Annotated in this window: 21 protein-coding genes and 1 riboswitch; of the genes, 12 read left to right on the forward strand and 9 right to left on the reverse strand. The window is 66.1% G+C overall.

Annotated elements, in window-relative coordinates; all coding sequences use genetic code 11:
• The first annotated feature begins 89 nt into the window (after positions 1-89).
• Positions 90-282, forward strand: a riboswitch (cobalamin riboswitch).
• Between the two features lie 150 nt (positions 283-432).
• The 4 genes from JHC99_RS05100 to JHC99_RS05115 all read left to right on the forward strand — a co-directional run bounded on the left by JHC99_RS05100 (position 433) and on the right by JHC99_RS05115 (position 5,153).
• Entirely contained in the window at positions 433-2,397 is a 1,965-nt protein-coding gene (locus JHC99_RS05100) for a TonB-dependent siderophore receptor (RefSeq protein ID WP_292152378.1), read from the forward strand.
• Positions 2,398-2,497: 100 nt separating this feature from the next.
• Positions 2,498-3,382: an ABC transporter substrate-binding protein gene (locus tag JHC99_RS05105; protein ID WP_292152379.1), complete on the forward strand. Its 885-nt coding sequence runs from the start codon at positions 2,498-2,500 to the stop codon at positions 3,380-3,382.
• A complete protein-coding gene (locus JHC99_RS05110; protein WP_292152380.1) occupies positions 3,379-4,365 on the forward strand; it encodes an iron ABC transporter permease in 987 nt (328 codons plus the stop codon). Before JHC99_RS05105 ends, JHC99_RS05110 begins: the two co-directional genes overlap by 4 nt.
• Positions 4,362-5,153, forward strand: coding sequence for an ABC transporter ATP-binding protein (locus JHC99_RS05115; RefSeq protein WP_292152381.1), 792 nt, complete (start codon positions 4,362-4,364; stop codon positions 5,151-5,153). Before JHC99_RS05110 ends, JHC99_RS05115 begins: the two co-directional genes overlap by 4 nt.
• 107 nt (positions 5,154-5,260) lie before the next feature.
• Here the strand turns inward: JHC99_RS05115 and JHC99_RS05120 are convergent, their stop codons facing one another.
• The 9 genes from JHC99_RS05120 to ligK all read right to left on the reverse strand — a co-directional run bounded on the left by JHC99_RS05120 (position 5,261) and on the right by ligK (position 16,077).
• Complete coding sequence (locus tag JHC99_RS05120; protein WP_292152382.1) at positions 5,261-5,734, reverse strand: MarR family transcriptional regulator; 474 nt, start codon at positions 5,732-5,734, stop codon at positions 5,261-5,263.
• Between the two features lie 121 nt (positions 5,735-5,855).
• A complete protein-coding gene (locus JHC99_RS05125) occupies positions 5,856-7,088 on the reverse strand; it encodes an MFS transporter (RefSeq protein WP_292152383.1) in 1,233 nt (410 codons plus the stop codon).
• Positions 7,089-7,157: 69 nt separating this feature from the next.
• The gene (locus tag JHC99_RS05130; RefSeq protein ID WP_292152384.1) at positions 7,158-9,461 is read right to left on the reverse strand and encodes a TonB-dependent receptor; all 2,304 of its coding nucleotides are present in this window, start codon (positions 9,459-9,461) and stop codon (positions 7,158-7,160) included.
• A gap of 97 nt (positions 9,462-9,558) precedes the next feature.
• On the reverse strand, positions 9,559-11,040 hold the full coding sequence (locus tag JHC99_RS05135; protein WP_292152385.1) for an AMP-binding protein: 1,482 nt from the start codon (positions 11,038-11,040) through the stop codon (positions 9,559-9,561).
• A gap of 7 nt (positions 11,041-11,047) precedes the next feature.
• Positions 11,048-11,887: a p-hydroxycinnamoyl CoA hydratase/lyase gene (locus tag JHC99_RS05140; protein WP_292152386.1), complete on the reverse strand. Its 840-nt coding sequence runs from the start codon at positions 11,885-11,887 to the stop codon at positions 11,048-11,050.
• A 62-nt stretch (positions 11,888-11,949) separates the two neighbouring features.
• A complete protein-coding gene (locus tag JHC99_RS05145; protein ID WP_292152387.1) occupies positions 11,950-13,362 on the reverse strand; it encodes an aldehyde dehydrogenase in 1,413 nt (470 codons plus the stop codon).
• Between the two features lie 96 nt (positions 13,363-13,458).
• The gene (locus JHC99_RS05150; protein WP_292152388.1) at positions 13,459-14,358 is read right to left on the reverse strand and encodes an amidohydrolase family protein; all 900 of its coding nucleotides are present in this window, start codon (positions 14,356-14,358) and stop codon (positions 13,459-13,461) included.
• Positions 14,355-15,410, reverse strand: a complete 1,056-nt coding sequence (locus JHC99_RS05155; protein WP_292152389.1) for a 4-oxalomesaconate tautomerase — start codon at positions 15,408-15,410, stop codon at positions 14,355-14,357. The genes JHC99_RS05150 and JHC99_RS05155 overlap by 4 nt, the downstream gene beginning before the upstream one ends.
• Entirely contained in the window at positions 15,403-16,077 is a 675-nt protein-coding gene (gene ligK / locus JHC99_RS05160; RefSeq protein WP_292152390.1) for a 4-carboxy-4-hydroxy-2-oxoadipate aldolase/oxaloacetate decarboxylase, read from the reverse strand. The genes JHC99_RS05155 and ligK overlap by 8 nt, the downstream gene beginning before the upstream one ends.
• Before the next feature lie 101 nt (positions 16,078-16,178).
• Between ligK and JHC99_RS05165 the strand changes: the two genes are divergently transcribed.
• From JHC99_RS05165 to pobA, 8 genes are all read left to right on the forward strand, one after another.
• Complete coding sequence (locus JHC99_RS05165) at positions 16,179-17,345, forward strand: LysR family transcriptional regulator (RefSeq protein WP_292152391.1); 1,167 nt, start codon at positions 16,179-16,181, stop codon at positions 17,343-17,345.
• A 70-nt stretch (positions 17,346-17,415) separates the two neighbouring features.
• Positions 17,416-18,303: an NAD(P)-dependent oxidoreductase gene (locus JHC99_RS05170; protein WP_292152392.1), complete on the forward strand. Its 888-nt coding sequence runs from the start codon at positions 17,416-17,418 to the stop codon at positions 18,301-18,303.
• Positions 18,300-19,325: an amidohydrolase family protein gene (locus JHC99_RS05175; RefSeq protein WP_292152393.1), complete on the forward strand. Its 1,026-nt coding sequence runs from the start codon at positions 18,300-18,302 to the stop codon at positions 19,323-19,325. The genes JHC99_RS05170 and JHC99_RS05175 overlap by 4 nt, the downstream gene beginning before the upstream one ends.
• A complete protein-coding gene (gene ligA / locus JHC99_RS05180; protein WP_292152394.1) occupies positions 19,322-19,735 on the forward strand; it encodes a protocatechuate 4,5-dioxygenase subunit alpha in 414 nt (137 codons plus the stop codon). Before JHC99_RS05175 ends, ligA begins: the two co-directional genes overlap by 4 nt.
• Entirely contained in the window at positions 19,735-20,577 is an 843-nt protein-coding gene (locus tag JHC99_RS05185) for a class III extradiol dioxygenase subunit beta (protein WP_292152395.1), read from the forward strand. The genes ligA and JHC99_RS05185 overlap by 1 nt, the downstream gene beginning before the upstream one ends.
• Before the next feature lie 17 nt (positions 20,578-20,594).
• The gene (locus JHC99_RS05190) at positions 20,595-21,536 is read left to right on the forward strand and encodes a Gfo/Idh/MocA family oxidoreductase (protein WP_292152396.1); all 942 of its coding nucleotides are present in this window, start codon (positions 20,595-20,597) and stop codon (positions 21,534-21,536) included.
• A complete protein-coding gene (locus tag JHC99_RS05195; RefSeq protein ID WP_292152397.1) occupies positions 21,533-22,219 on the forward strand; it encodes a glutathione S-transferase family protein in 687 nt (228 codons plus the stop codon). The genes JHC99_RS05190 and JHC99_RS05195 overlap by 4 nt, the downstream gene beginning before the upstream one ends.
• Entirely contained in the window at positions 22,216-23,394 is a 1,179-nt protein-coding gene (gene pobA / locus JHC99_RS05200) for a 4-hydroxybenzoate 3-monooxygenase (protein ID WP_292152398.1), read from the forward strand. The genes JHC99_RS05195 and pobA overlap by 4 nt, the downstream gene beginning before the upstream one ends.
• The last annotated feature ends 118 nt before the right edge of the window (positions 23,395-23,512 follow it).

Below are 23,512 nucleotides of genomic sequence, written 5' to 3' on the forward strand. Positions count from 1 at the left end.
ATCGTCGTACCCTGTAAGGGGTACCGAGGGTTCGAATCCCTCCGTCTCCGCCAGAACCTTTCCCGTTGCCTCTGTGAACGACCTGCCCTAAGGGCAGCCCCGCGACAGGTTCCTCAGCGATGAGGATGAAAAGGGAACTCGGGTGTAAATCCCGGACTGCCCACGCAACTGTAAGCGGCGAGCCCGCGCACCATCAGCCACTGGACCCCCGGGTCTGGGAAGGCGGTGCGCACCGGCATTGACCCGTGAGCCAGGAGACCTGCCCGTCGTGGTCGTCCTTCGCGCGGACGTGGTGTGCCGAGCGGAACGGGATCTACCCGAATGACGACGTCTGTTGGGCCGCGTGCGAGCGCGGTCGCGACCGGGCGCGTCTTGTGTCCGATCGTGACCGATCTCCGCCGGCTCGTTGTCGAGCATGGGATTGGACCCGAAATGAAGACTGCACTCCGCCTCAGCGCCGCCACGGCCGCGCTTCTCCTCACCGCCACGACGGCCTCCGCGCAGGCCGCGCTGACGACCGATCAGGCGTCAGCCCTGCTGGGCGACGTCGTGGTCACGGCCAACCGTTCGGCCCAGGCCGCCGATCGCGTCGGCCAGTCGGTCACCGTCCTGACCACCGACCGGATCGAGGCCAGCCAGGCCGTGGCGGTCGTCGATCTGTTGGCCCGGACGCCCGGCGTCAGCGTCACCAGCAACGGTGGGCCCGGCCAGCCGACGGCCCTGCGCATTCGTGGTGCCGAGGGCGACCAGACCCTGGTCGTCGTGGACGGCGTCAAGCTGAACGACCCATCGGCACCCGGCGCGGGCTACAATTTCGGCAACCTGCTGACCGGCGACGTCGCCCGGATCGAGGTCCTGCGCGGGGCCCAGTCGACCCTGTGGGGGTCTCAGGCGATCGGTGGCGTGGTCAGCCTGGTCACCGCCCGGCCGACCGAACCGTTCCAGGCCTCGCTGGACGCCGAGGCCGGTTCGCGCGGCACCCATTCTCTGCGCGGCGGACTGGGCGGCGCGACCGACCGGATCGACTGGCGCGTGGCGGCTTCCCACTATCAGACGGACGGCTTCTCGGCTTTCGCTGGTGGGACCGAGGACGACGCCTATGAGAACACGGGCCTCAGCGGGCGCGTCAACGTCGCGGTGACCGACGATGTGTCCCTCGATCTGCGCGCGGTCTATTCCAGCGGCACGGTCGATTTCGACGGCTTCCCGGCCCCGGCCTTCGCGTTCGCCGATACCAATGAATACGGGATGACCAAGGATCTGGTCGCCTATGCGGGCGTCAACTTCGACCTGTTCGAGGATCGGCTGAAGAACCGCGTCGCCTACGGTTTCACCCGGACGGATCGCCAGAGCTTCAACCCGGCCCAGGCGAACACGACCCTGACCTTCGACTCACGCGGCGAGAACCGGCGCTACGAGTACCAGAGCGTGCTCGATATCCGCGATGGCTGGGTGGCTACCTTCGGGGCCGAACACGAGGACTCGGAGTTCCGCAGCGCCTCGCCTTCATCCTTCACCCCGAATCCCGTCCCGGCGACGGCCTCGGTCGGTCTGGACGGGTTTTATGCCCAGGTTCAGGCCGAGGTGATCGACGGACTGACCCTGACCGGCGGTGTGCGCCGCGACGAGCATGATGCGTTCGGCGGCAAGACCCTGGGTCAGGCAGCGGCGGCCTGGGCGCTGAACGATGGCGCGACGGTGCTGCGTGCCAGCTTCGGCCAGGGCTTCAAGGCCCCCAGCCTGTTCCAGCTCTACAGCAACTTCGGCAACGCCGGTTTGATGCCGGAAGAGGCGGACGGCTGGGACACCGGCGTCGAGCAGCATCTGTTCGGCGGCGCCGTGATCGTCTCGGCGACATACTTTGATCGGGATACGACCAACCAGATCGACTTCGCCTCCTGCACCGGGACCGAGACTCTCGCCTCGAACCCTTTGTGCTTCCGCAACGGGGTCCGTCGCTTCGGCTATTACGCCAACATCGCGCGGGCCACGGCGAACGGGGTCGAGCTGGCGGCGCAGGGGACGTTCGGCGCGCTGCAACTGGATGCCAACTACACCCTCACCGATACGACGAACGAGTCGCCCGGTGCCAACCGTGGCAGGGAACTGGCGCGCCGGCCTCAGGATATGGCGAACCTGTCGGCGACCTATGTCTGGCCCATCGGCCTTTCGACGACGGTGGCGGCGCGATATGCGGGCGAAAGCTTCGACAATGCGTCCAACTCGGCGCGGCTCGACGCCTACACCCTGGTCGATCTGAGGGCGTCCTACCCGGTCAATGATACGGTCGAGATCTATGGCCGGATCGAGAACGTCGGGGACGAAGTCTATGAGACAACGCGGACCTATGGCGTCGCCGGTCGCGGGACCTTCGTGGGTGTCCGGGCGCGCTTCTAGCACGGGCGGTGGCGCGGACGGTTCGATCCGTCCGCGCCGAGCCGTGCTTGCATCCCAGTCTGGAGCGGCCAGTGTGGGCCCGGCAGCAGGGGAGGGACGGTTGACGAAGACACTGGACCGCCGCACGGCTGTCTCGGGCGGGCTGACGCTGGCGCTCGGCGCATCGGCATGCGGGGCGGCCGATCCGGTGACACCCGTCGGGTCGGCTTCCGGTCCGCCGCGACGCATCGTGTCGGTTAATCCGTGCCTGGATGTCATCCTGCTGGAGATTGCCGACCGGTCCCAGATCGCGGCGCTCAGCCATTATTCCTCCGATCGCTACAGCTCGACCATCGCCGGCGAAGCCCGCCAGTTGCCGTCCACGCGCGGAACGATCGAGGAGATCATCAGCCTGTCGCCGGACCTGGTGCTGTCCGGCCCGGGCCAGGCGAGGGTCGATCTGCTCGAACGGCTCGGCGTGCGGGCGGGAGTATTTCCTGTGCCGGAGACGGTCGCCGACAGTCTGAAACAGGTGCGAGAGGTGGCGACCCTGATCGGCTATCCCGATCGCGGCGAGGCGGTCGTCGCGCGGATCGAGGCCGCCTTGCAGGCCACAGCCCCCGCACCCGGCGCAAAGCCTTTGTCGGCCCTGGTTTTCATGCCGGGCGGGTTCGCATCGGCCCCCGGCACCCTGATGGACGAGATGCTGACCCGAACGGGCTTCCGTAACGCCGCGACCGACTATGGTCTGCGACAGTCGATGAGCGTGCCGCTGGAACGGATCATCGCTGACCCGCCGGATGTCCTGCTGTCAGGCGAAGCCACCGCCGGTGCCCCTAGCCGGGCCGAACGGCTGGTCAGGCATCCCGCACTGGCCTCCGTCGCCGAGCGGATCAGGCGGGCGACCTTTCCCGAACGCCTGCTGTTCTGTGGCGGGCCGGTGCTGATCCAGACAGCGGCGGCTCTGGCGCGGGCCCGCGACGCAGCACAGACGAGGTCCGCATGAAGCCGGTCAGCCGTCCCCTTCTCTATGCGGGCCTGATTGGCCTGTTGGTGATCCTGTCGATGGTCAGCCTGCTGGCCGGCCGGGTCTGGGCACCGTGGAGCGCGTGGACGTCGTTCGGTGCCGACCCCCGGTGGTCGATCGTCTTCGAGCTTCGCCTGCCGCGGACGATCCTGGGGATCGGGGTCGGTGCGGCGCTGGGTCTGTCGGGCGCGGCCTTGCAGGGATACACACGCAACCCCCTGGCCGATCCGGGGGTGCTGGGGGTTTCGGGCATGGCGGCGCTGGGGGCCGTGCTCACCCTCTACTACGGCGTCACGGCGGTCGCGCCCTGGGCCTTGCCGGTTGCGGCCATCAGTGGGGCCCTGATCGGGGTCGGGCTTCTGATGCTGCTGTCGGGCGCGGCGTCCAGCATGGTGACCTTCATTCTGGCGGGGGCGATCCTGAACGTCCTGTCCAGCGCCGGCCTGTCGCTGGCCCTGTCGCTGGCGCCAAACCCATGGGCCGTCAGCGAGATCGTCGACTGGCTGATGGGATCGCTTGCGGATCGCAGTTTCGATGAGGTGACGATGGCTCTGCCGTTCATCGCCGTCGGATGTGGCCTGCTGCTGGCGACAGGCCGGGCCCTTGATGCCCTCACCCTGGGCGAGATGGGCGCACGGTCGCTCGGCGTCTCGATGTCACGGACGCGGTGGTTTCTGGCGCTCGGCGTCGGTCTGGCGGCGGGGGCGAGCGTGGCGGTGACGGGCGTCATCGGCTTCGTCGGACTGGTCACGCCGCACCTGTTGAGGCCGCTGGTCGGAGCCCGGCCTGGCGCCCTGCTGGGCCCGAGCCTTCTGGGCGGTGCCGTCATCGTGCTGACCGGCGACATCCTGGTCCGGATCATTCCGGCGGCGGCCGAGGTCAAGCTGGGCGTCGCCATGGCGGTCCTGGGTGCGCCGTTCTTCCTCGTGCTTCTTCTCCGCTTGCGCAGGACGATCGCATGAGCGTCCTGGCCTGCGAAAATCTGAACGTGACGATCGGCTCGCGATCGATCCTCGCCGGCATCGACCTGACCCTGTCGGCCGGAGGGGTCACGGCCATCGTCGGTCCCAACGGCGCGGGCAAGTCGACCTTGCTGACCTGTCTGGCGGGCCTTCGCCGGCCGGACGCCGGTCGGGTCACTCTGGACGCCGCTGACCTGGCCGGGATGAAGCCCCGTCATCGCGCACGTCGTCTGTCCTACCTGCCCCAGACACCTGAGATCGCCTGGCCCATCGCGTGCCGCACCCTGGTCGAACTGGGCCGCACCCCCTTCGTCGGCGCGCGGGGCCAGACGGATGTGGATCGCACTGCCGTCGACAAGGCCATGGCTGCCGCCGACGTGGTGGCGTTCGAGCACCGGCTGGTCGACAGCCTTTCGGGCGGCGAGCGGGCACGGGTGTTGATGGCACGCGCGCTTGCCGGAGAACCGGAATGGCTGCTGGCCGACGAACCCCTGACGGGTCTCGACCCTGCTCATCAGCTCGATGCCGCCGCTCTGTTCCGCAGGCTCGCAACGCAAGGCGTCGGCGTTGTCGTCACCCTGCACGATCTGTCGATGGCTTTCCGGATTTCGGACCGGGTCGTTGTCCTGTCGCAGGGCCAGGTCCTGGCTGACGGGCCTCCTGACGTTGCGTTGAGGCCCGAGGTTCTGCGCCGCGCCTACGGTATCGAAGCGGCGCGGATAGAAAGCCCCGGTGGCCCGCTGATCGACGTGCTGAGCCGGACGTCGTCGCGTGCAAGTGTCGAATAGCGGCCAATAGCGCACCGCACGGTCTGCTCATTGGCGCGCGTGACGACGAATTTCGCGGAGATCACAAAGCTCTGCGCAGCCTCGACGCTCCAGGTCGTGCGGCCCGTTCACGTGGAGTGTTCGACGATCCGTTTCAGGTCCTCGATCAGTCGGCCGTGGTTCTCGCCGACAAGCAGCGCAAGCTCTCTCTGGTGCGCCTGTTCGGCGGCCTTGGCGTCGACCATCATGGCACGTCCTGCGTCCGTGAGACTGAGGGCGTAGGAGCGCTTGTCGGTCTTCGGCACGGTCCTGACGATCAGACCGCGCTTCTCCAGGGCGTCGACCATGGACACCAGATTGGCCCTCTTGATCGACAGGGCCTCGCCCACGGCCTGCTGTTTCAGGCCCGGGTTCGCTTCGATGATCAGCAGGATGGAGAAGTCGCTGACGCGCAGATCGAACGGCTTAAGCGCGGACATCAGGCTCCGGAAGGCGGCGACCTGGGCCAGGCGAAGCATAAAGCCCACGCTGTTCGGCAGCCCGGCCATCTCGATAGGCTTGTCCCGACTGGACGCACGGGCGGACGTGGCGCGAGACGTCACAGTTGGGCGCTCCTGAACATCAAATCGGATCAACGACTTCTATCGAGACTGCGTCATCGGCCGTGAATACGATGATCCCTACCAGACGTCGTCTTGATGCGCCAAGGCCCCGCTTCCGGGATCAGGCCGGGTCGCTGTCGCCGCGCGGCTTGATGAAGCTGAGGGCGAAGGCGGTGAGACCGGCGAGAGCGGCGATCGGGATCATGACCCTCAGGACGTCCGCGACCGGCGCACCGGCACCCAGCATGGCCCCGGCCAGGATGGGGCCGGCGATGGATCCCAGCCTGCCCACGCTGATGGCCGCGCCTGCGCCGGCGCCACGCCCCTGGGCCGGGTAGTAGCCGGCCGTCACGCCGTACAGGGCATACTGTGATCCCAGCAGGCAGAAGCCCGCCACGGCGCTGAGGATCAGGATCGGGGTCGCCGTGGTCACGGTCGCCATACCGACGATGGCGGCGATGAACAGGGCGAAGGCCAGGGTCAGGGGCCAGCGCCATCCGAAACGATCCGCGCAGGCCGCGAGGACGATCGACCCGACCACGCTGCCGAGATTGAAATACAGGGCGGTCTGGGACGCCAGGGACGCCGACAGCCCCTTGGCTACGGCCAGGGTCGGCAGCCAGTTCAGGAGCAGGTACAGGATCATCAGGGTCGGGAAGAAGGCCAGCCAGATGAGCAGGGTCGGCGCGGCGCGGCCCCCGCCGAAAAGGACCGTCGCCAGGGACGGCGGCCTGGCCCTGGTCGCATCGACGACGGCGCGGGTTTCCTTCAGCAGGATCACGAAGGCCGGGATCAGGATCAGCGGTGCCGCCCCCCCCAGCAGGAACAGGGCTCGCCAGTCCACGTCCCCGGGCAGGTTGGCTGCGACGAGGGCTGAGGTCGCGCCCCCGACAGGCATGCCGCAAAAGATCAGGGACGTTATAAGGGTGCGTCGTCCCGGCGGGCTGATCTCGGACGCGATCGCCACCATATTGGGCAGGGCTGCGCCGAGGCCTATGCCGGTCAGGAAGCGCACGACGGTCAGGACCGGAAAGGTGTCGGCCACCATGGTTGCCAGGGTGAAGACCCCGAAGACCGCGACAGAGCCGATGAAGACGGGCTTGCGGCCCACCTTGTCGGCCAGCCAGCCCCCGAAGGCGGCCCCGATCGCCAGGCCGACATTGGCGATGGCGAAGACCATGCCCATCTGGTCCGGCCCAAGCCCCAGTTCGGGGGCCATTCGCGGCGCGGCGACGCCCATCGCCTGGATGTCGAAACCTTCCAGCACGGCGACGGCGAAACACAGACCGATGATGATCGCCATACTGGGCCCGCTCATCCGGACCGGCGGGGTCTGCGTGTCGATGATAGGCATTGCGACTCCGTGAACAGGTCAGGCGCGGTTGAAAACCGGACGATGATCGCCCGGCTTCCTTAAATCGTGTCAGAAATTCTTGCCCAGCGAGAGGCCCCACTCGGCCGGCCGGGCGAACGAGGCTTCACGCAGGCCGAACCCCGCCGAGGCGTTCCCCGACTGTTTGTAGGCCACGTCGGTCACATTGGTCCCAAACACCGAAGCCCGCCAGCTGCCGTCCGGCGACGTGTAGGTCGCCCTGATATTGAGCAGCCCGTAGGCGTCCTGGGCCAGCAGGGGATCACCGGCGATGTCGTTGAAGACCTCGCTGTAGTAGGCGTAGTCGGCCCGTACGGTGACGTCGTCGCCCTGTGGCAGATCGAACCGATATTGGGCACCAGCCGCGACCGTCCATTCCGGAGCCTTCAGGAAAGGCGTGGCCAGGGTGATCGGCAGGATCTGGGTCGGGCCGAGACCCTGACCGACCTCGGTGTATTCGGTCTTCAGATAACCCACTGCCAGATTGACATCCAGATTGGAGGTCGGGCGGCCGATCAACTCCAGTTCGAAGCCCTTGATCTCGCCGGCCGCCGCATTGGCCACGAAGTTTTGCGGCGTCTGGTTCACGGTCAGCTGGATGTCGTCGTATTTGCTGAAATAGGCGGCGCCGTTCAGCGTCATGCGGCGGTCGAACCAGCTGGTCTTGGCACCCAGCTCATAGGTGACGATGGTCTCGGGCTCGTAGATGGTGACCTCGTCCGGGCCAGCCAGAGGGCGGGCGTTGTAGCCGCCGCTCTTGAAGCCCTGGCCGATCGACCCATAGACCAGCACATCCGAATTCGGCTTGAACTCGACCCCGACCTTGGGCGTGAACGAGTCCCAGTCGTTGGACCGCGTCAGGTTGGCGACGATGAAGCCGTCGCGCTGGCGCCGGTGATCCAGGGTGTAGGTCTTGTCATCGACGTTGTAGCGACCGCCCAGCGTCACGCTGAGCTGGTCCGTGATGCTGAACGTCCCCTGGGCGAAGGCGGCATAGGTGACGGCCTCGACCTCGGTCAGGATGTTCACGGCCGGGGAGAAGGGCGGAAGCGTCGCGGTCGGCGGTTGCAGGCCCACGGCCAGGTCCGCGCGCCCGACGTCGATCGAGTCTTCGCGGAAGTAGAAGACGCCGGCGACCCAGCTCAGCCGATCGGCGAAGGACAGGCCGCTGAGCTGGAATTCCTGGCTGAACTGGCTCTGTTCATCGGCATTGTAGGTCTCGCGATAGGTGAAGGGCGTGTTGTCGCCGTCGCGGGCGAACACGGCTTCGAGTTCGCGATAGGCCGTGATGCTCTTCAGATCGACCGGACCGAGGTTCCAGTCGGCCGTGACCGACGTGCCCCAGAGATCCAGGTTGTTGACGTTCGGGCCGCTGGCCCAGGTCGTGTAGGGATCGCCGGTGATCCAGGATGTGTTCAGCGTCCTCTGGCCATTGGGTGCTGTCACGCCGCGCGAGGGAGCGACGAAGGTGTTGTACCGCTGGATGAAGACGGCATTCGGATCCAGCGTCAGCAGGGTGTTTGGTGCGGAATGCTCACGCGCCCGCGTGTAGTCCGCGCTGAAGCTGACGCTCAGCATTTCATTCGGCGTCCACAGCGCCTGAAGGCGCGCGGCATCGGCGTTCTTGTCGCCCAGATCCTGACCGTCGGACAGACGCCTCGCATAGCCCTCGCGGTTCAGTGTCGCGGCCGACAAGCGGGTCAGCAGCTTTCCGTCCGCCAGCGGTACATCGATATGGCCGCGAAGGTCGGCGCGGCTGAAGGACCCGATCGTCGCGTCGATATGGCCGCCCAGATTAGCGGAGGGCTGTTGAGACGTGATGACCACGGCACCGCCGATGGTGTTCTTGCCGAACAGCGTGCCTTGCGGTCCGCGCAGAACCTCGATCCGGCCGACGTCGAACGCGTCCAGCATCCCGCCGATGGAGCGCGCGAAATAGACGCCGTCGATATAGGTGCCGACGCCCGGATCGCTGAAGGTGGCGAAGTCGTTCTGGCCGACACCCCGGATGAAGACGGTGGCGTTGTAGTTCCCCCCGCTCAGAGCCGCTGCGCCGTCGAAGCGGATGTTGGGCGTGAATTTCGCGACCTCGGAGATCTCGGTGACCCCACGATCCTCAAGGGCTTCAGCCGACAGGGCCGTCACCGCGACCGGAACATCCTGAAGCCGTTCCTCACGACGTCGAGCACTGACGACGATGTCGTCGATCTGCGAGGCCTCATCCTGAACAGGGGGAGCCACTGCCTGGGCCGAGGCCGTCAGTGGGATCGCTGAGGCGATGGCCGCGCCCAGAATGGCCAGGCTGGCTCCGGCCAGCCGGCCGCGCCGTCGGTTTCCCGATGTTGATCGATCCATGGTGTCCTCCCCGGCTCCCGTTCATCGGGCGCTCGCAACTGAGATACCGTATAATAGTTATATAGAATAGCAAGTCACTTTGTGGCGTCGGTGTGGCCTAGAGTTGGGGCCAGCCGTCCCGCAGATCGCTCTTGCGCACCTTGCCGGATCCCGTCCGGGGCAGGGCCTCCACAATCTGGAAATGGGTCGGATGTTTGTAGCGGGCCAGCTGTGCGGACAGGTGATCACGTACCGCGTCGATGACCTTGGCCGTCGGGTCGTTACAGGCCAGAACGCAAAGTCCGACCTCGCCCCATTTCGGGTCGGGGACGCCGATCACCGCAGCCTCGATCACCCCGGGAAAGTCGATCAGCAGTGCTTCGATCTCGGCCGGATAGACGTTCTCGCCCCCCGAGATGAACATGTCCTTCTTGCGATCGACGATGGTGAAGAACCCGTCCTGATCCCGGACTGCGATGTCGCCGGTGCGAAACCATCCGTCGGGGGTGAAGGCCGACCGGGTTTCCGCCGGTCTGCGCCAGTAGCCCGAGAACAGGTTGGCCCCCTTCAACAGCAGCTCGCCCGGTGCGCCGATCCCGACATCGGCACCCTGTTTGTCGACCAGGCGCGTCAGAACGCCGGGGGTCGGAACTCCGGCCGATCCGGCCTTGGCCGAGATGATGTCGGGGTCCGTCGACATGCCGAACACTGTGCCCGCCTCGCTCATGCCGAACCCGTCGACGATCGGCACCCCGGCCGCGAGCCAGGCGTTGATCGAGGCGGCGGGATGCGGCGCGCCGCCCGTCATGATCGCCGTCATGCCCTTCAGGCGCTCGCCCTCGAAGGCCGGCTCGGCCCGCAGACGGTCCGCCATCTGGGGCACGCAGAAATAGTGGGTCGCCTTCAAGCTGGGGTCGCTCAGTCGAGACAGGGTGCGGTCGGGAATGAACCCGTCCGAAACCAGTACGACGCCGCCCTGAGCCAGTACCGGGCGGACACTGCTGACCATGCCGATGATGTGGAACATCGGGGAGTCGACGAGGAAGACGCTGTTGCGATCGACCTGCGCCAGGACGCCCAGATTGATCGCGGTCTGGGTCAGCGCCCGTTCGCTCAGCATCACCCCCTTGGGGGCCCCTGAGGTGCCGGAGGTGAACAGGATCAGCGAGATCTGTTCCGGGTCGATGGCGCGCGGCGGCATCGGCGTCGCTGTATCGATCTGCGCGCCGATCAGGTCGATCGACAACCCTTCCAGCCCCACGCGCTCCAGTTCGGCGTCGCCGATCAGAATTTTGGGCTCAATGGCGTCCAGGAGGACAGCGATCTCGCCGGGATTCAGCCGCCAGTTCAGGGGCACAAAGATCAGGCCCGCGCGCGCGCAGGCGTGATGCAGGATGATCTGCTCGACGCGGTTTTTCGCCAGGACAGCGACCCTGTCGCCGGCGCCGCATCCGTAGGTCTCCGCCAGAAGGCCCGCACATCGGCTGACAGCGGCATCGAGCGCGCTATAGGACCAGGATCGCCCGTGCGTCAGATCACGTGCGGCGAGCGATCCGGGTGTTAGCCGCGCGTGAAGCGCGATAGCGTCCACCGGCCCCATGACGCGGTCAGGCCGTTTGCTTGCTGATGTCGTAGGTGCCGAGCCCGGGCTTGTAGGTCTTGTCGTCGATGAACTGTTTGATGCCTTCCTTGCGACCGTCGTTGTCGTAGGAGTTCGCGGCCTCCTGCGCCCGGATCAAATAGTCTTCGGCATTGTCGTAGGTCATCTCCTTGACCCGGCGCACCGCGTCTTTCGTCGCCTTGAGCGCCACCGGGTTCTTCTTCAGCAGAATGCCGGCAAGCTCGCGAACGCGGGCCTCGAGCGACGCGAGCGGCACGCTCTCGTTGACCAGACGCCATTCCGCCGCCTTCTGACCATCGATCAGTTCCCCGGTCAGAGCGTGATACATGGCGTCGCGCATGGGGATCAGATCGACCACGACCTTGGTCGCTCCGCCGCCCGGCAGGATGCCCCAGTTGATCTCCGACAGGGCGAACTGGGCCTCGTCCGCCGCGATAGCGAGATCGCAGGCGAACAGGGGGCCATAACCACCGCCGAAGCACCACCCGTTGACCATGGCGATGGTCGGCTTGTTGTACCAGCGCAGCCGCCGCCACCAGCCATAGGCCTCGCGCTGGGCCTGGCGCGTCGCACCCAGCCCCCTGGCCTCGGTCTCGCGGAAATACTCCTTCAGATCCATGCCGGCGGACCAGGCCGATCCTTCGCCGGTCAGGACCAGCACGCCGAAATCGTCGCGGTACTCCAGTTCGTCCAGTATTTCGCCCATGCGACGGTTGAGGTTCGGCGACATGCAGTTACGTTTGTCGGGCCGATTGAAGCGGACCCAGGCGATGCCGTCCTGGATCGTGTAGGTGGCGGCGTTGGGGTCGTCAGTGGCGACAGTCATGATCTCAATCCGATGGGCGCCGGTACGGCGTCAAATGTCTGGAAGTCGGGGCGGGCGGTCGGTCAGATGGGATAGTGACCCGGCTGGGTCTCGATCGTGATCCAGCGCAGCTCGGTGAAGGCGTCGATTCCGGCCTTGCCGCCGAACCGGCCGTAGCCCGAGCCCTTGGTCCCGCCAAACGGCATCTGGGCCTCGTCGTGGACGGTCGGGCCGTTGACGTGACAGATGCCCGACTTGATCTGTCTCGCGACCTTCAGGCCGCGGGCGATGTCGCGGGTAAACACCGCCGCCGACAGGCCGTATTCGGTGTCGTTGGCCAGTTCGACGGCATGATCCTCGTCGCGGGCACGGGTCACGGCGACGACCGGACCGAAGCTTTCCTCGCTGAACAGCCGCATGGCCGGGGTCACGCCGTCAACGACGGTCGCCGGCATCAGCACGCCTTTCGACGGGCCTCCGGTGACAGTGCGCGCACCTGCGGCGACCGCGTCGGTGATCAGTCCTTCGACGTGCTGTACCGTCTTCAGATCGACCACGGCCCCCAGCGGGGTCTTGCCCTCGCGCGGATCGCCCACAGCCATGGTCGCGACCTTGGCCCGGAACTTCTCGACGAAGGCATCGGCGACGGCGTCTACGACAATGATCCGCTCGGTCGACATGCAGATCTGACCCTGGTTCATGAAGGCGCCGAAGGCGGCGGCCTTCACGGCCTCATCCAGATCGGCGTCGTCCAGCACGACGAACGGGGCCTTGCCGCCGAGTTCCAGCAGGACGGGCTTGAGATGTTCTGCGGCGCGCTTGGCCACAATCTTGCCCACGGCCGTCGAGCCGGTGAAGTTGATCCGACGTACGGCCGGGTGATCGATAAGGGCTCCGACAATCTCGCCGGCGTCCTTCGGGGCATTGGTGACGACGTTGACCACACCGTCCGGCAGGCCCGCCTCGGCAAAGGCCTCGATGATCAGGCCGTGGGTCCGGGGACAGGTCTCCGACGCCTTCAGGATCACGGTGTTGCCACAGGCCAGCGGCACCGCGATGGCGCGGACACCGAGGATGATCGGGGCGTTCCAGGGCGCGATCCCCAGGACGACGCCGGCGGGTTCACGCACCGCCATGGCGATACAGCCCGGCTTGTCGGACGGAATGACCTCGCCGCCGATCTGCGTCGTGAGGGCGGCGGCTTCCCGGACGATCCCGACGGCCAGCATCAGGTTGAACCGCGCCCAGCCCTCGGTCGCGCCGATCTCGGTCTGCATCGCGGTCACGAACGCATCGCCCTTGGCGGCCAGACAGTCCGCCGCCTTGTTCAGCAATGCGCGTCGGGCATTCGGACCCAGGTTCGACCAACCGGGCAGGGCTGCCGCGGCCGCGTCACAGGCGGCGTTGGCGTCGGCGACGGTCGCGGCGTGTGATGTCGTCGCCGGTTCGCCCGTCATGGGATTGAGGCGTGTGAAGGTCGCGGCGATATCGGTCATGGTCCACCTGAGGATCGTGCGCTTTTATAGTTATATCACATAACGTTTAGCGTTGACTCGTTCAAGGTGCAACCATGTTTATGATGACCCGATCGGCTAGTGGCTCACCGGCTGTTCTGGCCAGTAGAGGCGCATCGGATTGGCGACCAGCAACCGGTGTTGCAGTTCGGCCGTGACGGCGATGCGGGGGATGACATCGACCAGATGGCCGTCGTCGGGGATGTTGTCCTGCATGTTCGGATGCGGCCAGTCCGTGCCCCACAGAACGCGGTCGGGATAGCGCTCGACGATGGGCCGAACGACTTCGACGAAATCGTCCCACGGGTCGGCCTTTGCCGACAGCCGGTCGGGGCAGGTGACCTTGGTCCAGATGTCGTCCCGGCTGTCGAGCAGGGCCTTGAACGCGGTGATCTCGGATCCGTCCGGTCCCTGGGACATCGATGGCCTCCCCATGTGATCGATCACGATGGGCGTAGGGATGGCGTCCAGAAAGGGCAGCATCTCGTCGAGGATGTCGGCCTCGAAATAGATGACGACGTGCCAGTCCAGATCCTGGATCCGCTTGGCGACCTCGATGAACCGGTCCTTGGGCGCATCGTCCACGAGCCGCTTCAGGAAGTTGAAACGGACGCCGCGGATGCCGCCCTCGTGCAGGGCCTTGAGCTCAGCCGTCGTAATGGCCGGATCGACGACGGCGACGCCGCGCGCCCGTCCATTCGACTGCGCGATGGCGTTCAGGGTCGCTGCGTTATCCGTGCCGTGGCAACTGGCCTGGACGATGACGTTGCGGGAAAAGCCGAGGTGGTCTCGCAGGGCGAACAGCATCTCCGGACCTGCGTCCTCGGGCAGGTATTTGGCCTTGGCGCTGAACGGGAAGTCGGCCATTGGCCCGAAGACGTGGCAGTGGGCGTCAACGGCACCGGGGGGCGGGGTGTACTTCGGTTTTGACAGGTCGGCGTGCCAGCTGACGATGCGGGCTGAAGTTTGGTCAGTCATCCGAACACGATCCCATCCATCAATTTGCGGGCAGTGCGAAGCATGGCCGAGGTGACGACAGCGCCGGCCTCGTCCAGTTCCATGACACAGGTGGTCTCGCCGGTCGGATGCTCGACCGACAGGGTCTTCTTGCGGCCGTCCGGAATGACGGCGACCTCGGCGGCGGGCGACCCCTCGATCAGGCAGGCGGTGGCCACGCTGACGGCACCCAGAACCCCGATCGAGGCGTGGGCGCGTTTGGGGATGAAGCTGCGAACCGTGACCGCGCCGCCGTTCCGGGGCGGGGCGACCAGCATCATCTTGGGCACCGAATTGTCGGCCACGTCGCCCAGATTCATCATCGGTCCGACGATCAGCCGGATGGCCTCGATCCTGGCCTTCAGGGTCTCGTCGGCGTCGAGGTCTTCGCGGGTCTCATAGCCGGTGACGCCGACGTCCTCTGCCTTGAAGACGACGCAGGGCATGCCGTTGTCGATCAGGGTGACGCGGACGCCGTTGACGTCGTCTACGGCGTTGCCGGTGGGCAGCAGGGCACCGCAGCTCGATCCCGCCGTATCGCGAAACTCCAGCGGCACGGGCGCGGCGGTGCCGGGCACGCCGTCGATCCGTGCGTCTCCATTGTAGGTCACGACGCCGCCCGGTGTCTGGACCGAGGCGACGGCGATCTGGCCGGTGTTGACCATGAAGATAGTGACGGGGGTTTCGTCGCCGGTCGCGGCGACCAGGCCGCGCTCGATCGCGAAGGGCCCGATCCCGGCGAGGATGTTGCCGCAGTTCTGCTGGTCCGTGACGATCGCCTTGTCCACGAAGACCTGCAGGAACAGGTAGTCGACATCGACGCCGTCGCGGTCCGACCTCGAGACCACGGCAACCTTGGAGGTCAGCGGATCGGCACCGCCCATGCCGTCGATCTGGCGCGGATCGGGCGAGCCCATGACCCGCAGCAGGAAGGCATCGCGTTCAGTGATGTCAGCGGGGAGGTCTTCCTTCAGAAAATAGCCACCCTTGGACGTGCCACCCCGCATCCACATCACGCGAGCGGAGTCAGACATACTTCAGGCCCATCTCAGCCAGCTTGCCGCGCATGTCATAGATGTCGAGGCCGAGTTCGCCCGCCGCCAGGCGCTGGCGCTTGGACTCTTCAAGCGCCTCCCGGGCCTGGGCTTTTTTCAGCACCTCGGCCGCATCAGCGCGCGGCACGACGCAGACGCCGTCGTCGTCGGCGATGACCACGTCTCCGGGGTTCACCACGGCATTGGCGCACACGATCGGCACATTGACCGAACCCAGGGTGCCCTTGATCGTGCCCTGGGCGTGGACCGCCTTCGACCAGACCGGAAAATTCATCTGGGTCAGATCGCGCACGTCGCGCACCCCGGCGTCGATGATCAGGCCACGGCAACCGCGCGCCTGGGCCGAGGTGGCCAGCAGGTCGCCGAAATAGCCGTCGGTGCAGGGGCTGGTGGGCGCGAGCACCAGGACGTCGCCTTCACGAAGCTGTTCGATGGCGACGTGGATCATCCAGTTGTCGCCCGGAGGGGCCGAGATGGTCACCGCCGATCCGGCGATCCGGGCTCCGACGTAGATCGGCCGCATGTGCGGGGCCAGCAGTCCGGTGCGGCCCTGCGCCTCGTGGACCGTGGCCACACCGCAGGCGGCGAGGCCGTCGAGGGTCGCGAGATCGACGCGGTCGATGTTCTGGACGACGATGCCTGCCATGACGGGTCCTTTGGGTTCAGCCCCGAAGGTGATGCGAGCGCGCGGTGTTCAGCGCCAATGGGAAAGCTGGTGTCCATATTAGCCTGTGCTAAGTCTACATCATGGAACCGTTCGCTCTCAATATCCGCCATCTGCGCGCCGTCGCCGCCGTCGTGGAGACCGGAAGCATCAGCGCGGCCGCTCGCGTCGTGAACCTGACCCAGCCCGCGATCACCCAGGGGATCGCCAAGCTGGAACGCCAGATCGGCCTGCCTCTGTTCGAGAGACGGCCCGGCGGGATGACGCCGACGACTGCCGCGAACCTGCTGGCCCCCCGCGTCACGGCGGCGATCAGGCTGATGGACAGCCGCCACGCGACGGCGGCGCAGATCAGCGCTTTCCTGGCCCTGGCGCGGCGCGGGAGCTATTCCGGTGCCGCCGCCGAGACCGGGCTCAGCGAGCCGTCCCTGCACCGCGCGGTCGGCGACCTCTCGCTGGCGATCGGCCATATCCTGGTCGAGAGGCGGGGCAAGGGGGTCGCGCTGACGGCGCGGGGTGCGGGGGTCGCGCGACGGTTCAGGCTGGGCGAGGCTGAACTGCGCTCGGCGATGTCGGAGTTGGCGCAACTCGAGGGCCGCGAGGTCGGCCGGATCACCGTCGGTGCCATGCCCCTGTCGCGCGCCCGCCTGCTGCCTGCGGCCGTGGCGGCTTTTCACGCCTTGCATGGCGAGGTCAGCGTCGGGATCATCGAGGGGTCTCATGCCGAACTGATCGGGCCGCTGAGAGACGGTGAGATCGACATGATGGTCGGCGCGCTTCGCTCCAGCATCACGGACGAGGGCCTCGTGCAGACTCCGCTGTTCGAGGATCGGCCCGTCATCCTGGCGCGGGCCGGCCATCCGCTCGCAGGGGCGGCGGAGCCGATGACGTCGAAGAAGATGCTTGCCTATCCGTGGATCACGCCCGCGCCCGGGACGCCGTTGCGGTCCCAGTGGCAGGCCATGTTCGAGGCGGCGGGCGCGGTCGCCCCGCGCGTGCCGATCGAGTGCGGGTCGGTGATCATGATACGCCAGATGCTGTTGCAGAGCGATTTCCTGACCCTGCTGTCACCGGATCAGGTGGCCGTCGAGCTGGATGCAGGATGGTTGGTAAAGGTCGCCGACGCCCCCGGCGATGTCAGCCGAACGATCGGCGTCACGTCACGTGCGGATTGGCGGCCCACCGCGCTTCAGCGCCGGTTTCTCGATGTGCTGAGCGAGAAGGCACGGCTTATTACTGCGAACCCATAGTTCGCATTTTCTCATAGGGCGGCGGACAATCCGATTGGCCGGTTGAGGCGGACCTGCCTATCCCCGTCGCATGGTTCTGAACCTTGATGGCATAGCCGTGATCGGCTTCGGCGAGGCGGGGCAGACGTTCGCCTCGGCGGGCGGCTGGGGGGGGCGTGCGCGGGCCTACGATCGCCTGACCGACGACGCGGCAACACGCGATAAGAAATGGACCGACTATCAGGTCGCGGGCGTCGTCGGAAGCTATACGGCAGCCGACGCCGTGGACGGTGCCGAGGTCATCCTGTCGCTGGTCACCGCCGATCAGGCTCTGGCTGTCGCGACCGAGGCCGCCAGGTCGATCGCGCCCGGTGCCCTGTACTGCGACCTCAACAGTGTCGCCCCCGAGACCAAGCGTGCCGGGGCCCGGGCCATCGAGGCTGCGGGTGGCCATTATGTCGATGTCGCCGTGATGTCGCCGGTCCAGCCCGCCACCATGGCTGCACCCCTGTTGCTGAGCGGTGCGAAGGCCGAGGACGCGGCCGGGGCCCTTGCCCGGCTGGGGTTCACGAACATCCGCGTCGTGGGGCGCGAGGTCGGCCGGGCGTCCTCGATCAAGATGATCCGCTCGGTGATGATCAAGGGGATCGAGGCCCTGAGTGCCGAGTGCGTGCTGGCCGCGAGCGAGGCTGGCGTGCTCGACGAAGTCGTGGCGTCGCTGGATGCCAGCTGGCCGGGTGCCGACTGGGGCCCGCGCGCCGACTACAACCTGGACCGGATGATGGTCCACGGCCTGCGTCGGTCGGCCGAGATGGAGGAGGTGGTCCGCACGCTCGACGATCTCGGCGTCGGGTCGGACATGAGCCGGGGCACGGTGGTGCGTCAGGCTGCCGTCGGATCGCTGGGCCTGAAAGTCCCGCCCGTCGGCCTGCCCGCCAAGATCGCCTCGGTTCTGAACAGAAGGGCGAAAGCCGCATGACCCTGATCATTGATTGCCACGGCCACTATACGACGGCGCCCGAGGCTCACACGGCTTGGCGCGAGGCCCAAGTGGCGGCCTTCAAGGCTGGGAAGCCCGCGCCCGCCTATCCCGACATCTCCGATGACGACATCCGCGACACGATCGAAAAGAACCAACTGAAGCTGCTGCGCGAACGGGGCGCCGACCTGACGATCTTTTCACCCCGGGCATCGACCATGGCCCCTCATGTGGGCGACGAGGCGGTCAGTCTGGAATGGGCCAGACGCTGCAACGACCTGATCGCGCGGGTGGTGGGCCTGTATCCCGAGACCTTCGTCGGCGTCTGTATGTTGCCCCAATCGCCCAAGGCCGATCTGGCCGGGTCGATCGCCGAGCTTGAGCGGTGCGTCAACGATCTGGGCTTCATCGGCTGCAATCTGAACCCCGATCCGGGCGGCGGTCATTTCGAGCATCCGCCCCTGACCGATCGCTACTGGTATCCCTTCTACGAGACGATGGTCGCGCTGGACGTGCCGGCCATGATCCACGTCTCCGGCAGCTGCAACCACGCCCTGCATGCCACCGGTGCCTATTACATCGCTGCCGACACCATCGCCTTCATGCAGCTGATCGAAGGCGATCTGTTCAAGGACTTCCCGACGCTGCGGCTGATCATCCCGCATGGGGGAGGGGCCGTGCCTTACCACTGGGGCCGGTATCGGGGACTGGCCGACATGCTCAAGAAGCCGGCCCTGGCGTCGCACCTGATGAACAACGTCTTCTTCGACACCTGTGTCTATCACCAGCCGGGCGTCGATCTGCTGGCCAGGGTGATCGAGACCAAGAACATCCTGTTCGGCTCGGAAATGGTCGGGGCGGTGCGCGGCATCGACCCCGAGACAGGCCAGTATTTCGACGACACCAAACGCTATGTCGACGCGCTCGACGTGTCGGAAGACCAGCGCCACGCGATCTTCGAGGGCAATGCGCGCCGCGTGTTCCCGCGCCTCGACGCGATCCTGAAAGGGCAGGGGCGATGACCGCGGAAACGCAGGATATCCACGAGTATCTGGAAGAGCTGGAGGACATCCCCGGCACCCGGGTGTTCACCGCAGCCCGCGCCCGCAAGGGCTACTGGCTGAACCAGTTCTGCATGACCCTGATGCAGGCCAAGAATCGTGAGCGGTTCAAGGCGGACGAGCGGTCTTATCTCGACGAATGGCCGATGACCGAGGCGCAGAAGGCTGCGGTGCTGGCTCGCGACTACAATGCTGCACTCGACGAGGGCGGCAATATCTACTTCCTCGCCAAGGTCTTTTTCACCGACGAGATCAGCTTTCTTCAGGCCGTCGGAACCATGACCGGCATGAGCCAGCCTGACTACCAGGCGATGATGATCGCCGGCGGTCGCTCGCCCGTGGGTCTTCGTTCCAAGAAGGATTTCTACTGATGGCTCGCATCACAGCCGGCGTCGCTACCAGCCATGTGCCGGCCCTGGGCGCGACCATCGATCACGGCAGGACGGGCGAGCCATATTGGGCGCCCGTGTTCGCCGGCTATGAATGGACACGGGCCTGGGAGAAGGCCCAGAAGCCCGACGTCGTGATCCTGGTCTACAACGACCACGCGACGGCCTTCGACATGAACTTCATCCCGACCTTCGCGATCGGATGCGCCGAACGCTACGCGTCGGCCGACGAGGGGTGGGGGGCGCGTCCGGTGCCCGACGTCATCGGCGATGCGGATCTGGCCTGGCACATCGCCCAGTCGTGCATCCTCGACGAGTTCGACATGACTATCGTCAACAAGATGGACGTGGACCACGGCCTGACCGTGCCGCTGAGTCTGATGTTCAACCAGCCAGAGGCCTGGCCGTGCAAGGTCGTGCCGCTGGCGGTGAATGTCGTTACCTATCCGCCTCCTACGGGAAACCGTTGCTATGCCCTGGGCGAGGCCATCGCGCGGGCGGTTGCCTCCTATCCCGAAGACCTGAACGTCCAGATCTGGGGCACGGGCGGCATGAGCCATCAGCTCCAGGGGCCGCGCGCAGGCCTGATCAACCAGGAATGGGACCAGCGCTTCCTCGACGATCTGACCGCCGATCCCCAGCGCCTGCGTCACATCCCGCATATCGAATATCTGCGAGAGACCGGCTCCGAAGGCATCGAGATGGTCATGTGGCTGATCATGCGCGGGGCGCTGGGCGCCGACGTCCGCGAGCTTCACCGGCACTACCACGTGCCCGCGTCCAACACCGCGGTCGGGCACATCGTGCTCGAACCCGTCACCTGACCTTTCGGAGACCTTCCATGAAGATCGCACTCGCCGGCGCCGGCGCATTCGGCGAAAAACACCTCGACGGCCTGAAACTGATCGACGGCGTCGAGGTCGTCAGCCTTATCGGCCGGACGCTGGAACCGACCCAGGCCGTCGCGGACAAATACGGCATCAAACACGTCACGACGGACCTGGCCGAAAGCCTGGCGATTCCCGAGGTTGACGCGGTCATCCTGTGTACCCCGACCCAGATGCACGCCGCCCAGGCCATCGCCTGTATGGACGCCGGAAAGCACGTCCAGGTCGAGATTCCCCTGGCCGATAGCCTGGCCGACGCCGAGGCCGTCAACGACAAGCAGCGCGAGACGGGTCTGATCTGCATGGTCGGCCATACCCGGCGGTTCAATCCGAGCCACCAGCTGATCCACAAGAAGGTGGTCGCCGGAGAACTGGCCATCTCCCAGATGGACGTCCAGACCTACTTCTTCCGCCGCAAGAACATGAACGCCAAGGGTCAGCCACGCAGCTGGACCGACCACCTGCTGTGGCACCACGCGGCCCACACGGTGGACCTGTTTGCCTATCAATGCGGCCCGATCGTCAAGGCCAATGCCATCGAGGGGCCGCTGCATCCCGAGCTCGGCATCGCCATGGACATGTCGATCCAGCTCAAGAGCGAGTCGGGCGCGATCTGCACCCTGTCGCTGTCGTTCAACAACGACGGGCCGCTGGGGACCTTCTTCCGCTACATCGGCGACAACGGCACCTGGATCGCCCGCTATGACGACCTGTTCACCGGCAAGGAGGAACAGGTCGATGTGTCGAAGGTCGATGTGTCGATGAACGGCATCGAGCTGCAGGATCGCGAGTTCATCGCCGCCATCCGCGAAGGCCGTGAGCCCAACAGTTCGGTGGCCCAGGTGCTGCCCTGTTACCGCATCCTCGACCAGCTCGAAAAGCAGCTTCAGGGATGACCGAGATCATCCTGTTCATCGCGCCCGGAAGCTGTTCCCGTGTTCCGACAATCCTGCTCGAGGAAATCGGCCTTCCGTTCCAGACCCAGGTTGTTCGGTTCATGGCCGGGGAGCACAAGTCCGCCGCCTACAAGGCGTTCAATCCCAAGGGCAAGGTTCCGGCACTGCTCGTTGATGGTGAAGCCCTGACCGAGAATGTGGCCATCGCGAGCTACCTCAATGCACGGTTTCCCGCAGCGGCGCTGCTACCCGCTACAGACACTGCGATGGCCGCGGCCCGTCAGGTCGCAGACCTCTGCTTCTGCTCGGCCACGCTGCATCCGTTGGTGACCCGGATCCGGATGCCGATGATGTTCGCCGGTGACGAACAGGCAGCCCGGGTGAAGTCCGTCGGCAGCAAGGCGATGACCGAGTATTTCGACCTGATCGAGGCTCGGCTGGACCAGGGCCCATGGTGGTACGGCGATCAGTGGAGTGCCATGGACGCCTATCTCTACTGGGTGTTCTGGCGGGTCGCAGGTGCAGGATTCGATGTCGCGCCCTATCCCCGCTTTGTCGCCCACGCCCGCGCAAACGAAGCCCGTCCCGCAGTACAGCGCGCGCTGGCCAGAGAAGCCGAGGCCGAGGCGCTGCTGTCCGCCGAGGGCCTGCTCTTCAAGCCTGCGCCGGTCGGCGTGTCATGACCAGGACACGCACCCAGGTCGCCATCGTCGGCGGTGGCCCCGCCGGCTTGCTGCTCGGCCATCTGTTGCGCCTTGAAGGAATCGAGGTCGTCGTCGTCGAGCGCGCCAGTGCCGACTATGTGCTGGGCCGTATCCGGGCCGGGGTGCTGGAGGCGACACTGACCGACCTGCTCCATAAGCTGGGCATCGACGAAAGGCTGAAGGCCGAAGGCCTGCCGCACGACGGCTTCTATCTGGCCGACGGCGAGAAGCTGATCCACATCAATGTCGGTGAACTGACGGGCAAGACCGTCACCGTCTATGGCCAGACCGAGGTCACGCGCGACCTGATGGACGCTGCCGATGCACGGGGCCTGCAGATCATCTACGAGGCGGGCGATGTGGCCCTCAACGATGTCGAGAGCGACGCGCCCTGGCTGACCTATTCCAGGGACGGGGTGGAGCACCGGCTCGACGCGCGCTTCATCTGCGGCTGCGACGGGTTCCACGGACCGTCACGCAAGGCCATCCCCGACAGTGTCGGGCGGGTCTTTGAGAAGGTCTATCCGTTCGGCTGGCTGGGCATCCTGGCCGATGTGCCGCCGTGTCACCATGAACTGATCTACGCCAATCATCCGAACGGCTTCGCCCTGGCGTCCATGCGATCAGAGACGCGCAGCCGGTACTACATTCAGGTGCCGGTGGATGAGGACATCGCGCTCTGGCCCGATGACCGGTTGTGGGACGAACTGGCCGTGCGCTTGGGTCCGGAAGCGGCGGCCCGGATGACACGGGGTCCGGCGATCGAGAAGTCGATCGCGCCGCTGAGATCCTTCGTCTTCGAGCCGATGCGGCACGGCTCGCTGTTCCTGGCCGGGGATTCCGCTCACATCGTCCCGCCGACCGGGGCCAAGGGGTTGAACCTGGCCGCCTCCGACGTCGCCTATCTGTCCGACGCCCTGATCCGGTTCTTCAAATCCGGTGAAGAGGACGGCGTCGCGGGCTATTCGGAAAAGGCCCTGGCCCGCGTCTGGAAATCCGAGCGGTTCAGCTGGCAGCTGACGACCCTGATGCACCGGTTCCCGGGAACGGATGCCTTCGACCGTCGGATGCAGCAGGCGGAGCTGGACTATATCGCCGGTTCCCGCTCGGCCAGGACAGCCATTGCCGAGAACTACGTCGGTCTTCCCCTGTGAGACCTGAGGCTGCGGCGGTTGGTCTTCAGCATCTGCGCGACGGATTGTGATTGATCCAAACAATCACATTTACAGATCTATTTCGCAGACTAGCCTCCCGTCCCAGGCCCACCGAAGA

The sequence above is a fragment of the Brevundimonas sp. genome (assembly GCF_016463485.1).
Lineage (GTDB): Bacteria > Pseudomonadota > Alphaproteobacteria > Caulobacterales > Caulobacteraceae > Brevundimonas.